The following is a 14,245-nucleotide window of genomic DNA, read 5'->3' as shown; positions in this document are numbered from 1 at the left end:
CACAAGGAATCCTTTTCCATGAAAATCGAACTCCGTTTCTTCGCCAGCGTGCGCGAAGCCCTGCAGACCTCGCAAGAAATCATCGAGCTGCCCGCCACCGTCAAGACCGTCGGCGACGTGCGTGCCTTCCTCATCGGGCGGGGTGGCATCTGGGCCGAGGTGCTCGGACCGGAAAAGAACCTGCGCATGGCCTACGACCATGAAATGACCGAGGCCGATACCGAGATCGTCGATGGCGGCGAAGTGGCCTTCTTCCCGCCCGTGACCGGAGGCTGAGGTGAGCTCCCGCCGCGATCCCGTAGCCGGCACCATTGCGCACTACAGCAGCAACGCCGAGAGCTTCCGCGAAGGGACCTGGGATCATGACGTCAGCCAGAACATGGCGGCCCTGCTCGATGCCTTGCACGCCAGGGAGGGAGAGGCGGGGCAGGGGCCGTTCACGATCCTCGATGTCGGCTGTGGCCCGGGACGCGACCTGATCGAATTCACCCGGCGCGGCCACGTTGCGGTGGGCCTGGACGGTACCGCCGAATTCGTCGAGATGGCGCGGGCGGCCAGTGGCTGCGAAGTCTTGCACCAGGACTTCCTGCAGCTGGATCTCCCGCTGGCGCGTTTTGACGGCATTTTCGCCAATGCCTCGCTGTTCCATGTGCCGGCGGCCCATTTGCCGCGCGTGCTGGGGCAACTGCACGCCAGCCTGAAACCGGGCGGCATCCTCTTCAGTTCCAATCCGCGCGGCAATGACCTGGAAGGCTGGAGCGGTCCGCGTTATGGCGTCTGGCATAGCCTGGAAGGTTGGCGCCGCTACCTGCAGCCTGCAGGTTTCGTTGAATTGCGGCATTATTACCGCCCTGACGGTCTGCCGCGCGAGCAGCAGCCGTGGCTGGCCAGCGTCTGGCAGAAGACGGAAGACCCGCAGCCAGCGGGCTGAGAACGGATATTCGGCATACCGGATTCTTTGGGAGGAGACCAGGCCTGCGCCAAACAGGTCTGCGGAGGGGGTGCAAAAGACATCGTTCAATGAAGCGATGCGCATTCATCCACACCTGTAGAAGGATCTATCTTGATTTCGACGCATCTGGCCGCCTGGGCGGCCCAGGACACGCAATTGCTGCTGGTGACGCTGGCCGCACTGGTCACCATCGTGGTGCTGATCAGTTTCTTGTCCATCGCTCCATTCCTGTCCATCCTCATCGGCACTTTCGTGGCCGGCATCGGTGCCGGCCTGCCGCTGGAAGACATCGCCAAAGCCTTCAGCAAAGGGGCCGGCAGCCTGCTCGGCGAAGCCGGCATCATCATCGCGCTGGGCGCCATGCTGGGCGCGCTCATGGCCGAATCGGGCGCAGCCGACCGCATCGTCAACACGCTGCTGCGCTATGCGCGCGGCAGCATCATCCCCTGGATGATGGCGCTGGTGGCGCTGGTGGTCGGCCTGCCGCTGTTCTTTGAAGTGGGGCTGGTGATGATGGCCCCGATCATCTTCGTCATGGCGCGTCGTTCCGAACTGCCAATCATGCGCGTGGCCATTCCCGCGCTGGCCGGCATGACCACCTTGCACGCGCTGTTGCCGCCGCACCCGGGCCCGCTGATCGCCGTGTCCGCGCTGCATGCCGACCTGGGCACGACCATGCTGCTGGGCTTCCTCGTGGCCATTCCGGCGGTGATCATTGCCGGTCCGCTGTACGGCAACTTCATCGCGCCGCGCCTGAACCTGGCCGAACCGGACCAGATCGGCAAACTCTTCAGCGCACGTGAAGGCCAGTCGCAGCCCAGCTTCCTGGTGGCGCTGGTGACCATCCTGCTGCCGGTGGTGCTGATGCTGGGCCGCACCGTGGCGCGCATCTGGGTCACGCCCAAGACCGAGCTGTTTGAAATGCTCAATTTCTTCGGTGAACCCATCATTGCGCTGACCGTGACGGTGCTCTTTGCCGTGGTGGTGCTGGGCTGGGGCCAGGGCAGCAGCCGCTTTGAAGTCGGCGCCACGCTGCGCCGCGCCTTGCCGCCCATCGCCGGTCTCCTGCTGACCATCGGCGCGGGTGGCGGACTGAAGCAGACCCTGCTGTCGGCCGGTATCAGCGACACCATCACCAAGATCGCCGATGGCACCCACATGCCGCTGATCCTGCTGGCCTGGATCATCGCCGTGGCGCTGCGCCAGGCCACCGGTTCGGCCACTGTCGCAACGACTGCTACGGCCGGTATCGTAGCGCCCTTGGTGGCTGGCCTCTCTGCCACCCACAATTCGCTCATGGCGCTGGCCATTGGTGCCGGCTCGGTGTTCTTCTGCCACGTCAATGACGCCGGCTTCTGGATGGTCAAGGAATACTTCGGCCTGAACCTGAAGCAGACCCTGGCCACCTGGTCGGTGATCCAGACGATCGTCTCGGTGATCGGGCTGGGCATGACGCTGCTGCTATGGGGACTGCTGGTCTGATCCTGCTGCACTCGCGGGCGGGCTGGCGCTGGTAGAATCGCAGCCTGCATTCATTTCCTGTTGAACCATGCCCGTCCGCGTCCAGACTGCCGATTTCGATCTCTCCACTGAAGTGGCGCAGTTGCGCCTGGCCAATCCGCGCGTCGGCGCAGTCGTCAGTTTCGTGGGCACCGTGCGCGATCTCAATGAAGGTGCCGCGGTCTCGGCGATGGAGCTGGAACACTATCCGGCCATGACCGAGCGTGCCCTGGAGCAGATCGTGGAACAAGCCAAGGCACGTTGGCCCATCTTCGATGCACTGGTGATCCATCGCGTCGGTCCCATGCAGCCGCGCGAGCAGATCGTGCTGGTGGCGGTGACGTCACCCCATCGCGGTGAAGCCTTTGCCGCCTGCGAATTCATCATGGATTACCTCAAGACCCAGGCCCCGTTCTGGAAGAAAGAACAGACGCCGGACGGCGCACGCTGGGTCGACGCCCGCGAGAGCGACGACACGGCGCTGGCCAAGTGGGCGCAATAAAGCAGCATCGCCCGGGACGCTGATCCCGGCGACGCCATCAACGGCACACAGGGGGATTTTCGTCTTGCCATTCACTTTCCGCTTTCCCCGCATCCCGGGTTTGCCCACGACAGCCACGGCACCGTTCTGTCCTTCCGAAGTCGCCGGTACCGTCAACGTGCCGCGCGGCGCTTCGGTCTGGCAGAAGCTGCGTATTTACGTCGGCCCCGGGCTGCTGGTCTCGATCGGCTACATGGATCCGGGCAACTGGGCTACGTCCATCCAGGCGGGTTCGCAGTTCGGTTATCAGCTGCTGTTCGTGGTGATGCTTTCCAGCCTCTCCGCCATCGTGCTGCAATGCCTGTGCGCGCGGCTGGGCATCGCTACCGGCAAGGACCTGGCAGTGCATTCGCGCGAGCACTATCCGCCGGCCGTGGGCAAGGGCATGTGGGTGCTGGCCGAACTTTCCATCATCGCCTGCGACCTGGCCGAGGTGCTGGGCTGCGCGCTGGCCTTCAACCTGCTGTTGGGGGTGTCGCTGCCGATGGGCGTGCTGCTGACAGCGCTGGACACGCTCATCGTGCTGGGGTTGAAGGGAAGGGGATTCCGCCAGGTGGAGGCCATCATCCTGGGCCTGGTCATCACCATCGCTGCCTGCCTGCTGGCGCAGCTGGCCTTCGTCAAGGCGGACTGGCATGAGGTGATGCAGGGCTTTGTCCCCTCGCTGCAGGCCATCTCCAGCCGCGAGCCGCTGTACCTGGCCATTGGCATCATCGGTGCCACGGTGATGCCGCACAACCTGTACCTGCATTCCTCCATCGTCCAGACCCGCAGCGTGCAGCGCGATCCGGCGTCGCTGCTGGAGGCGGTGCGCTACACGCGGGTCGATACCACGGTGTCGCTGCTGATCGCCATGGTGATCAACGCCACCATCCTGATCCTGGCGGCCTCGGCCTTTCACAAGAGCGGCAATACGCAGGTGGCCGAGCTGGATCAGGCCTACCACCTGCTGGATCCGATCACCGGGTCGGCCATGGCGGCCATTCTGTTTGGCGTGGGCTTGTTCGCTTCCGGACAGAGTTCGACCTTCACCGGCACCATTGCCGGACAGGTCATCATGGAAGGTTTCCTCAAGCTGAAGATTCCCTGCTGGCAGCGCCGCGTCATCACCCGCGCGCTGGCCCTGGTGCCCGCGTTGATCGGCGTGCTCACCCTGGGACCGCATTCGGTAGGCAAGCTGCTGGTCGCCAGCCAGGTCGTGCTGTCGCTTCAGCTGCCCTTTGCCATGTATCCGCTGATCCGCCTCACCAGCCGCCGCGACCTGATGGGCGACCTGGTCAATCGCTGGTGGGTGAGCGCGTTGGCCTGGCTGCTTTTCGTGACCATTTCGGCAGCCAATGTGTGGTTGGTGTGGCAAGTGTTTGCGGAGTAGCAAAAAGCCATTTCCACATCAAACTATCACTATTAGCCAATTTTTTACGGCTAATAGTGATATTAAAGTGTGGAAATGAAGTTTTTTCGCTCAATTTCAATTGAGGCTGTCTTGCAGAATTCCCCCGCGCGGATTGACTGGGCTGCCATCAACCCGAAAGCGCTCTGAATGGACAAACGCTTCAAACCCCTGAGCGCCATCGAGCAGATGGAAGAGCGCCGCGCACTCTTCGATGACTTGGCCGCCGATCCCACCTTGCCGGTACCGGCCGTGGTTCGCAAGATTCGCACCACCTTGCGCCTGACCATCGCCGAATATGCCAAGGTGTGCGGCGTATCGGCCCGTACCCTGCAGGACATTGAACGCGGTCAATCCAGTCCCACCCTGGCCACGGCCGACAAGCTGCTCAAGCCGGTCGGCATGTGCGTCGGGGCCGTGATGCGCAAGCGCCCATGAAAAAAGGCGACCCGTCGCCAGGTCGCCTCATCGTTTCATCTCACTGCAACGTCATCAATTCTTCGCTACCGCCTGCTGCTTGCCGCTGCCCGGCTCCAGCACCACCGTGCAGGTCAGTCCCGAGGCCAGCAAGACGTTTTCCGGCACCTTGTCCAGGTGGATGCGTACCGGGATGCGCTGGGCCAGGCGGACCCAGTTGAAGGTCGGGTTGACGTCGGCCGTCAGTTCGCGGCTCTGCGGGTTGTCGCGGTCATAGATGCCGCGGGCGATGCTGTCCACATGACCTTCCATGGAAGCGCCGTTGATCAGCTGGATCTTGGCGCGGTCGCCGATGGACAAGAGCGGCAGCTTGGTCTCTTCGAAGTAGGCATAGACCCAGAAAGAGTGGCTGTCGATCACCGCGATCTTGGCTGCACCGGCCGCTGCATAATCGCCCCGGCGCACGCTCAGGTTGGTGATGTAGCCATCCACGGGCGAGTAGACCTTGGTGCGTTCCAGGTTCAGCTTGGCCGTATCCCGCTGCGACAACGCTGCCTGGTACTGCGCCTGCGCCCCTTGGAATTGGGCCTGCGCAGCTTCCAGCTGGGCTTGCGAGGCGGTGACCTGGCTGCCGGCATCTTCGCGTGCTTCCCGCGAAACCACCAGCGCATCCACGTCGGCACGGCGGCGGGCTTGCGCACGGCGCATGTTCAGGTCGGCGCGACGGGCTTCCACTTCGGACTTGCGCACATCCAGGTCGGCCTTGCGGGCCGTGACGGCAGCTTCTGCCTGCTGCAGCGCCAGGGTGTAGCGGGCCGGGTCGATTTCCATCAGCAGGTCGCCTTTCTTGACCAGCTGGTTGTCGCGCACCGGCAAGGCCACCACCTGGCCCGACACATCGGGGGCGATATTGACCACGTCGGCGCGTACGCGGCCGTCACGGGTCCAGGGGGAATGCATGTAGTGCTGCCACAGGCTCCAGGCCAGCAGGATGGCCAGCAAGAAAATGGCCGTGGTGATGAGAACGCGGAAGATCGATTTGACCGGCATGATGAACTACTCCTGATTGTTTCTTTATCTTTTCGAAAGGGATGGGCGCGCAAGGCAGTGTGCCGGGCTAGCGATACACCGCCAGCCCCAGCAAGGCCGCCAGGCAGACGAACAGGCTGACCCGGAACAAGGCGGGGTGCCAGGTCAGCTCGTAGAAGCCGAAGCGTACCAGCACGCGGTCGGCCAACATGGCCAGCACGGCGGCCACCACGGCCAGCAGCAGGACGGTCGGAATATAGGCGTCGAAGAAGGAAATCTCACGTGGCATGGCGGGCTCCCGTTGTGTTGTTCTGGCCCCCGGCGCGCATGGTGTGCAGCGGTGATTGCTCGTCCAGCAGGGCGGTACGGATGAAGTGCAGGTAACTCAAGGTGCGTTGCAGGCGATGGCGTTCGTTGCGCTCGCGGTAATGGGGGCCGATCGCGGTCTGGACCTCGGTGATGGTGGCATCGTTGGCCGCCAGCGCCGTGGCCAGGGTCTCAGGCGACGGCCGGGCAAAGAGCGCCGGGATGGCTTCGCGCAGCCGGTCCAGGGCGGCGTAGGCCGAGGGCGGCAAGAGATCCGGCGTTTCAGTACGGATGCCGTGCAATTCGCTGCGCAGTTCGATGATGGCGTGGCCCACCTCCAGCGTGGCAAACATCCAGCCCAGTGCCTTCTGGCGCAGCAGGGGACGGCTGCTGGTGAACATGGTGATCTGGTGCATCAGGTCGCGGGTGCCGCTCTCGAACTTCAAGGCCAGATGGGCCAGCTTGCCGAAGCAGGCATCGACCACCTGCTTGCGCAACTGCTTTTCGAGCACGCGCACGGTCCAGTCGGTGGTGGGCGGCAAGAGCAGCATGAAGGCGACCGCTGTCACGATGAGCGACACCACCAGCGCCACCGACTCGTTCAGGTAACCGGCCGCATTGAAGTGTGCAAAATTGTCCGGCACCGCCAGGAAGGGGAAGAAAATGCAGATCCCCAGGCCGTAACCTGCATAGGCGGGACGCGTGGTCAGGTAGACGGCCAGCATCAGCACCGGCATCAGCGCGCTGGCCAGCATCCAGTAGCCATCCAGGCGCGGCAGGATGTGGAAGGTGTAGACGTAGCCGGCGACCGCAGCAAAGAGCACGCCGATGGCCACCGTGCGGGTCGCCTTGGCCGGATCGGGCGCGGCCGAGGTGATGGCGCAGAAGGCGGCGGCATTGAGCACGGCCACGTCGCCGCTGGGCCAGCCGCTGACGATCCAGAAAGCGGCCAGGGCCAGCATCACGATGGCGGCGCGGGCACCGGCGATCAAGGCGGTGGTCATGCTGGTCTTGGGCGCATAGGAGTGCTCCCATTGCTCGCGCTCGTGATGGCGCTGGGTCAGCGAGGCATAGGTCAGCGTGTAGGCGTGCAGTTCCTCGATGACGCGATAAAGCAGTTCGGAGGCCGTATCGAAGTCCAGCATGGCGCTGTCGCTCTGGCACTGTTCGGACAGCGTATGGCGCGTGGCCCGCACGCGGCGCGGCAGCTCACGCTTGTAGGCATCCAGCTTCAGGGCGGCGTCGGCGGCGTCCAGCGCGCTCATGACCGGTTCGCCGCTGGCGCGGGTGAGCAAGGGTTGCACTTCGCGGTAGTAGGGGGAAATGGCCTCGATCACCACGCGGGCACTCGCGGCCGGGTTGGCATGCAGGCGGTTCATCAACTGGTGCAGCGCGTGCACGCGTGTCGACAAGGCCATGAACTCGCTGTTCATGCGCGAGAGGCGGCCACTGCGCAGGCGCACTTCGGGATCCTCGAAGATGGCCGAGCTGCGCATGGCTTCCAGGCCGATGATGTCGCCCACGAAGCGCGCATTGGTCGCTTCGAGCTGCTTGCGGTCGGCGGTGCCGCCCAGTGTCGCGCTGATCAGGTCGACGAAAGCGGTGAAGCGGCCGCGGATGATGCGCACCAGTCCGGGGGCGCTGGCCTGCGGGAACACCAATGCGCTGACCAGGCCCACGCAGACGATGCCAACCATGATCTCGCTGACCCGCGTCATCACCGAATCGAAGGTGACGGCAGGGTGCAGGGCCGAGGGCAGGCCGATCAGCGCCACCGTATAGCCCGAGAGCACGAAGCCATAGGAACGGAAGTTGCGGTTGTGGGCCGAGCCCACGGTACACAGCCCGATCCACAGGGCCGAGGCCAGCAGGAACAGTTCCGGGGTCTGGGCAAACAGGCCGACGAAGACCACCACGGCAGCCGAGCCAACCAGGGTACCGATGACCCGGTAAAAGCTCTTGGCCAGGATCATCCCGCTTTGTGGCTGCATGACGATGAACACCGTGATCAATGCCGAGCGTGGCGACTCCAGGTCCAGGCCATAACCGATGCCCAGCGCCAGCAAGCCGGCGAAGACCATCTTGAAGACATAGACCCAGGTCGGCGCATCGCTGCGCCACCAGTCGGTGGCAGCCTCGCGCAGCTGTGCCTTCAGGGAAAGGGCAGGGGTGTTCATTTTGCCGCCACCTTGGCCGGTGCTTCATCCTCGATGCCGCCGCCCAGTGCGGTCTGCAGGGCCGCAAAGGCGGCCAGGCGCTGTGCCTGCAATTGCTGCACGATCTGCTGCTGGCGCAGCCATTGGGTCTGCGCATGCAGGATGTTGAGATAGTCGGTCAGGCCACGCTGGTAGGCACGGGTGGCGATGTCGACGTTCTTCTGCGCAGCCTGCACCGATTCCTGCGCCTGCTTCTGCTGGCGTGCCACCGACTGCAGGGTCACAACCTGGTCGGCGATGCCTTTCAAGGCTTGCGAGAGCAGGGCATTGTAGTGCTCCACCTCGATGTCGTAGCCGGCACTGGCCGCACCCAGCTGGCCGCGCAGGCGTCCGCCCTCGAAGATGGGTAGCGAGATCGCCGGGCCGTAGGTGGTCTGCAGGTTGGGGGCAGAGAGGAACGAGAACAGCCCGCCACCGGCGGCGGCCGGGCCGATGCCGGCCAGCAGGTTGATGTTGGGGTAGAAGGCCGCCTTGGCCACCGAGATGCCCTTGGCGGCCGCCTCCACGCGCCAGCGGGCGGCGCTGATGTCAGGGCGGCGGCCCACCAGGTCGGCCGGCAGCGCGCTGGGCAGGCCCAGGGCGGTCTGCAATTGCATGGCCGGCCGCGTGATGCCGTCGGCGGCGCCGGGGCCGGCACCGAGCAGCGCGGCCAGCTGATTGCGGATCAGGGCAATGTTTTCCTGCAGGGCTTCAATCTGGCGGCGGGTCTCCGGCAAGGGAGATTCGGCCTGGGTGATTTCCAGCTGGGTACCGAGCCCGCCCTTGAAGCGGCGCTGCGCCAGGTCGAGGATTTTCTGTTCTTCCTTGAGCATGGCTTCGGTGTTGTCCAGCAGGCCGTACTGCAGCGCCAGCTGCACGTAGGTGCGTACCACATTGCCTTCCAGGTCGAGCTGGGCGGCGCGCGCGTCGGCGGCCACGGCATGCATTTCATCCTCGGCGCGCAGGGTGGCGTTCTTGTTGCGGTCCCACAGGTCGACGTTGTAGGAGAGACCCAGGGTCGCGGTGTTGTTCCAGGTCAGCTTGTCGCGGAAGGCCGCGCCGTAATAGACGTTGTCGGACCAGTCCTTGCGGCCCACCGACACATCCAGCTGGGCGCTGGGCAGTTCACCGGCATGGGCGACTACCGCCATCGACTGTGCCTGGCGCACGCGGGCAGCTGCCACGGCCATGCTGGGGTTGCCGGCCACGGCCCGGGTCACCAGCTGGTTCAGTTGCGCATCGCCATACGCTTGCCACCAGGCGCGCTGCGGCCAGCCGGCTTCGCTGGCGGCCTGGCGGATGGCCTGGCCGGCGTCGAGCACGGCCACGTCGCGCACCTGTGCCTGCGGCTGGATGCCGCCTTGGTCGGCGCAACCGGCCATTGTCAGCGAGAGCGCAACGACGGTCAGCGCGGGCAGCTTTGAAAAGGCGATACGTGTCATGGAATTACCCAAAAAATGTGCAAATATCAGAAGTAACGTATTCTATTTTGTAATTATTTCCAAAAAAATACGGTATTTCGCAAAGGTTTATATCAGATGTAGCAACAATCATTGCTTCGTTCTGGGTAACAATGCTGGCATGGCGCACTGCGCCTGTTGCAGGCGGTCCTGGTTGGTGGACGCCTGCACCTTGTTACAGAGATAGGAACAATAGGATGGATACCCTGCAAAACATGCGCGTCTTCGCGCGCGTCGTGGAAGCCGGCAGTTTCACCCAGGCAGCCCAGCAAATGAGCCTGACCACGGCGCACGTCTCGCGGGCCGTGGCTGATCTGGAGCGGCATCTGCGCACCCGGCTGATGAACCGTACCACGCGCCGCATCGCCCTGACCGAAGCGGGCGAGCGATATTTGCTGCGTTGCCAGCAGATCATGGCCTATGTCGATGAGGCCGAGGCCGAAGCCAGCGCCGCCTACGTCAAGCCCTCCGGCCGCCTGCGCATCCATGCCATGACCAGCCTGGGCCAGCGCTATGTCATCCCGTCCATTTCCGGCTACCACAAGCGCTATCCGGATGTGGCCGTCGAACTGACCCTGGCCCAGCGCATCCCGGACATGCTCGAAGAAGGCTATGACGTCTCCCTGGTGGTGGCGCGCGAGCTGCCGGACTCGGGCCTGATCTACCGCCAGCTCGGCAGTACCTTCAGCCTGCTGTGTGCCTCGCCGGCTTACCTGGACAAATACGGCGTGCCGCAGCAGCCCGCCGATCTGGACAATCACGCCTGCCTGCAACTGGTCAGTCCCATTTCACCGCTGGTGGAGTGGGTGTTGGAAGGGCCTGACGGCGAGGCGGTCGTCGCCGTCAGGAGCAATTTCCAGGTCAACGTGGCCGAGGCCATGCTCACCGCCATCCGCGAGGGCATGGGCATCGGCGTGCTGCCCATCTATTCGGCCGTGGATGCCTTGCGCGCCGGTACCATCGTGCGGGTGCTGCCGCAGCATCGCTTGCAGACCATGGGGGTCTATGCGCTGTATCCTTCGCGGCAGTACCTGGATGCCAAGATCAGCACCTGGGTGGACTGGATGCACGAAACAGTGGACCGGACCTTGCAGGAAGACCATCAGGCGCTGGCACGCCTGGGCAGCCTGCGTGAAGAAATGCAGGGCCTGGCCGCGCGCAGCGGGCCGCTGGCCTGATCAATCGGGGGGAACGTGATGGGATGGCTGGCGGTCGGGATGGGAGCAGCACTGGGTGCCTGGTTGCGCTGGCGCATCTCCGTGGTGTGGAATGTGGACGGGCACTTCGTACCGCTGGGTACCCTGGCGGCCAACTGGATCGGCGCCTATGTGATCGGCTTCATGGTGGCCTATTTCGAGCAGCATCCTGCGCTGGCACCGGAATGGCGGCTGTTTGCCGTGACTGGCGTGCTGGGCGGGCTGACCACCTTCTCGACCTTCTCCGCCGAGTCCATGATCCTGCTGCAACGGGGCGATTACCTGTGGGCCATCGGGCATTCGGGGCTGCATCTGCTGGGCTCCATCGTGCTCTGCGTTGCCGGGTTTGCAAGCTATCGTGCCTTGGCGGGATGACTATTTTTGCCGACATGATGCAGATCAAAACAGACGGCACGATCATTGCTTGAAAATCGTAGGCGCTGGCCCAACTTTCATCTCATTGAAAAATTGGAGCGAACCATGCGTCTCGACAAACTCACCACCAAATTGCAGGAAGCCCTGGCTGACGCGCAATCCCAAGCCGTCGGCCACGACAATCAATATATCGAACCCGTTCACCTCATCCTGGCCCTGCTGAACCAGGACGACGGCGGTGCGCGCTCGCTGCTGCAGCGCGCCGGCGTGAATGTGAACGGTCTTTCCACCGCCTTGCAGGCCGCCGTCAAGCGCCTGCCGCAGGTCTCCGGCAACGGCGGCGAGGTGCAGGTTGGCCGCGAGCTGGTGGCGCTGCTCAACCTGGCCGACAAGGAAGCACAAAAGCATGGCGACCAGTTCGTCGCCAGTGAAATGGTGCTGCTGGGCCTGGCCGACGACAAGTCCGATGCCGGTCGCGCCGCCCGTGAAAACGGACTCACCCGCAAGTCGCTGGAAGCAGCCATCAAAGCCGTGCGCGGCGGTGCTTCCGTGTCTTCCCAACAGGACGAAGGCCAGCGTGAAGCCCTCAAAAAGTACACCTTGGACCTGACCGAGCGCGCCCGCGCCGGCAAGCTCGATCCGGTGATCGGCCGCGACGATGAAATTCGCCGCGCCATCCAGGTGTTGCAACGGCGCAGCAAGAACAATCCGGTGCTCATCGGCGAACCCGGCGTGGGCAAGACCGCCATCGTGGAAGGCCTGGCCCAGCGCATCGTCAATGGTGAAGTGCCGGACAGCCTCAAGTCCAAGCGCGTGCTGTCGCTGGATATGGCGGCACTGCTGGCCGGTGCCAAGTATCGCGGGGAATTCGAGGAGCGGCTGAAGGCGGTCCTCAAGGAAATCGCCCAGGACGAAGGTCAGACCATCGTCTTCATCGATGAGCTGCACACCATGGTCGGTGCCGGCAAGGCCGAAGGCGCCATGGATGCCGGCAACATGTTGAAGCCGGCCCTGGCCCGCGGCGAACTGCACTGCGTGGGCGCCACCACCCTGGATGAATACCGCCAGTACATCGAAAAGGATGCGGCCCTTGAGCGCCGCTTCCAGAAGATCCTGGTCGACGAGCCCAGCGTGGAAGCCACCATCGCCATCCTGCGTGGTTTGCAGGAAAAATATGAAGTGCACCATGGCGTGGACATCACCGACCCGGCCATCGTGGCCGCTGCCGAGCTGTCGCACCGCTACATCACCGATCGCTTCCTGCCGGACAAGGCCATCGACCTGATCGACGAAGCCGCTTCCAAGATCAAGATCGAAATCGACTCCAAGCCGGAAGTCATGGACAAGCTCGACCGCCGCCTGATCCAGCTCAAGATCGAACGCGAAGCTGTCAAGCGCGAGAAGGACGAAGCCTCGCAGAAGCGCCTGCAGCTGATCGAGGAAGAAATCGAGAAGCTCGAGCGGGAATACGCCGACCTCGAAGAAATCTGGAAAGCCGAGAAATCGACTGCCCAGGGCGGCCAGCAGTTGAAGGAAGAAATCGAGAAGGTGCGCCTGCAGATGGAAGAGGCCACCCGCAAGAGCGACTGGCAGAAGGTGTCCGAGCTGAAGTACGGCAAGCTGGCCGAACTTGAAGCGGCACTGGAGGTGCAGAACAAGAAGGATGCCGCCGGCGTCAAGAGCGAGAAGCCCAAGCTGGTCCGCACCCAGGTAGGTGCCGAGGAAATTGCCGAGATCGTCGCGCGCGCCACCGGTATCCCGGTCTCGCGCATGATGCAGGGCGAGCGCGAAAAACTGCTGCACATGGAAGACGTGCTGCATGAACGCGTGGTCGGCCAGGACGAAGCCATCGTGGCGGTGTCCGACGCCATCCGCCGTTCGCGCGCCGGTCTGGGCGACCCCAGCAAGCCGTATGGCTCCTTCATGTTCCTGGGCCCCACGGGCGTGGGCAAGACCGAGCTGTGCAAGGCGCTGGCCTCCTACCTCTTCGATACCGAAGAAGCCATGATCCGCATCGACATGAGCGAGTTCATGGAGAAGCATTCGGTGGCCCGCCTGATCGGCGCCCCGCCGGGCTATGTCGGCTACGAAGAAGGTGGTTACCTGACCGAAGCCGTCCGGCGCAAGCCTTACAGCGTGATCCTGCTCGATGAAATCGAGAAGGCGCACCCGGATGTCTTCAACGTGCTGCTGCAGGTGCTGGACGATGGCCGCATGACCGATGGCCAGGGCCGTACCGTGGACTTCAAGAATACCGTGATCGTGATGACCTCCAACCTGGGTTCGCACAAGATCCAGAGCATGGAAGACAGCGATCCGGCACTGGTGAAGCTGGCGGTGATGGCCGAGGTGCGCACGCATTTCCGCCCGGAATTCATCAACCGGGTGGATGAAATCGTGGTCTTCCACGCGCTGGACGCCAAGAACATCGGCGCCATCGCCAAGATCCAGCTGCGTATCCTGGAACAACGCCTGGCCAAGCTCGATATCGGCCTGAACATCAGCGAAGCCGGCTTGCAGAAGATCGCCGAGGCTGGTTTCGATCCGGTCTATGGCGCTCGTCCTTTGAAGCGTGCCATCCAGCAGGAGATCGAAAATCCGCTCTCCAAGCAGATCCTGGCAGGCAAGTTCGGCCCCAAGGATGTGGTGCAGGTCGACGTGCAGAACGGGCAACTGGCCTTCAGCAAGGCCTGATCGGCCGGGCAGGTGAAGCGGCGGAACATGTGTTCATGTTCCGCCGCTTTTTTACGTCGTTTGTGGAAAGGAAGTGCAGGCCACGGCCCGTGTTGCGTTCATGCGTTCGCAAAAGTTGCAATATTATTAAAATAATTGACGAATTTTCACTAAACTGCGCCCGGCGTGGAGCCCGGTTCGTTTGGCGGCT

Annotated in this window: 13 protein-coding genes; 9 read left to right on the top strand and 4 right to left on the bottom strand. The window is 63.5% G+C overall.

Annotation, left to right across the window (positions count from 1 at the left end):
• Positions 1–18 precede the first annotated feature (18 nt).
• From moaD to FYB76_RS10070, 6 genes are all read left to right on the top strand, one after another.
• Entirely contained in the window at positions 19–276 is a 258-nt protein-coding gene (moaD, locus tag FYB76_RS10095; protein WP_088753789.1) for a molybdopterin converting factor subunit 1, read from the top strand.
• A gap of 1 nt (position 277) precedes the next feature.
• Positions 278–931: a class I SAM-dependent methyltransferase gene (locus tag FYB76_RS10090; protein ID WP_370516338.1), complete on the top strand. Its 654-nt coding sequence runs from the start codon at positions 278–280 to the stop codon at positions 929–931.
• 132 nt (positions 932–1,063) lie between these two features.
• Positions 1,064–2,434 carry a gluconate:H+ symporter gene (locus FYB76_RS10085; RefSeq protein ID WP_154133562.1) on the top strand — a complete coding sequence of 457 codons (1,371 nt, stop codon included), beginning with the start codon at positions 1,064–1,066 and terminating at the stop codon, positions 2,432–2,434.
• Between the two features lie 67 nt (positions 2,435–2,501).
• Positions 2,502–2,954: a molybdopterin synthase catalytic subunit MoaE gene (moaE, locus tag FYB76_RS10080; protein ID WP_088753792.1), complete on the top strand. Its 453-nt coding sequence runs from the start codon at positions 2,502–2,504 to the stop codon at positions 2,952–2,954.
• A 64-nt stretch (positions 2,955–3,018) separates the two neighbouring features.
• The gene (locus tag FYB76_RS10075; protein WP_154133561.1) at positions 3,019–4,365 is read left to right on the top strand and encodes an Nramp family divalent metal transporter; all 1,347 of its coding nucleotides are present in this window, start codon (positions 3,019–3,021) and stop codon (positions 4,363–4,365) included.
• Between the two features lie 168 nt (positions 4,366–4,533).
• Positions 4,534–4,821 carry a helix-turn-helix transcriptional regulator gene (locus FYB76_RS10070; protein WP_154133560.1) on the top strand — a complete coding sequence of 96 codons (288 nt, stop codon included), beginning with the start codon at positions 4,534–4,536 and terminating at the stop codon, positions 4,819–4,821.
• A 54-nt stretch (positions 4,822–4,875) separates the two neighbouring features.
• Here the strand turns inward: FYB76_RS10070 and FYB76_RS10065 are convergent, their stop codons facing one another.
• From FYB76_RS10065 to FYB76_RS10050, 4 genes are all read right to left on the bottom strand, one after another.
• Positions 4,876–5,850 (bottom strand): HlyD family secretion protein, encoded by a 975-nt coding sequence (locus tag FYB76_RS10065; protein ID WP_154133559.1) that lies wholly within the window; start codon positions 5,848–5,850, stop codon positions 4,876–4,878.
• 67 nt (positions 5,851–5,917) lie between these two features.
• Positions 5,918–6,118, bottom strand: coding sequence for a DUF1656 domain-containing protein (locus FYB76_RS10060; protein WP_088753796.1), 201 nt, complete (start codon positions 6,116–6,118; stop codon positions 5,918–5,920).
• Entirely contained in the window at positions 6,108–8,312 is a 2,205-nt protein-coding gene (locus tag FYB76_RS10055; protein ID WP_088753797.1) for an FUSC family protein, read from the bottom strand. Before FYB76_RS10055 ends, FYB76_RS10060 begins: the two co-directional genes overlap by 11 nt.
• Complete coding sequence (locus tag FYB76_RS10050; protein WP_154133558.1) at positions 8,309–9,772, bottom strand: efflux transporter outer membrane subunit; 1,464 nt, start codon at positions 9,770–9,772, stop codon at positions 8,309–8,311. Before FYB76_RS10050 ends, FYB76_RS10055 begins: the two co-directional genes overlap by 4 nt.
• Positions 9,773–9,987: 215 nt before the next feature.
• On the opposite strand from FYB76_RS10050, the gene FYB76_RS10045 reads away from it, so the two are divergent.
• From FYB76_RS10045 to clpB, 3 genes are all read left to right on the top strand, one after another.
• Positions 9,988–10,968: a LysR family transcriptional regulator gene (locus tag FYB76_RS10045; RefSeq protein WP_154133557.1), complete on the top strand. Its 981-nt coding sequence runs from the start codon at positions 9,988–9,990 to the stop codon at positions 10,966–10,968.
• 18 nt (positions 10,969–10,986) lie between these two features.
• Positions 10,987–11,361, top strand: a complete 375-nt coding sequence (gene crcB / locus FYB76_RS10040; protein WP_088753799.1) for a fluoride efflux transporter CrcB — start codon at positions 10,987–10,989, stop codon at positions 11,359–11,361.
• Positions 11,362–11,466: 105 nt separating this feature from the next.
• A complete protein-coding gene (clpB, locus tag FYB76_RS10035; RefSeq protein ID WP_154133556.1) occupies positions 11,467–14,055 on the top strand; it encodes an ATP-dependent chaperone ClpB in 2,589 nt (862 codons plus the stop codon).
• Positions 14,056–14,245 lie beyond the last annotated feature (190 nt).

The organism is Herbaspirillum sp. CAH-3, from assembly GCF_009668275.1.
Taxonomy (GTDB): Bacteria; Pseudomonadota; Gammaproteobacteria; order Burkholderiales; family Burkholderiaceae_D; genus Herbaspirillum; species Herbaspirillum aquaticum.
This window is presented reverse-complemented; position numbering and strand designations above follow the sequence as displayed.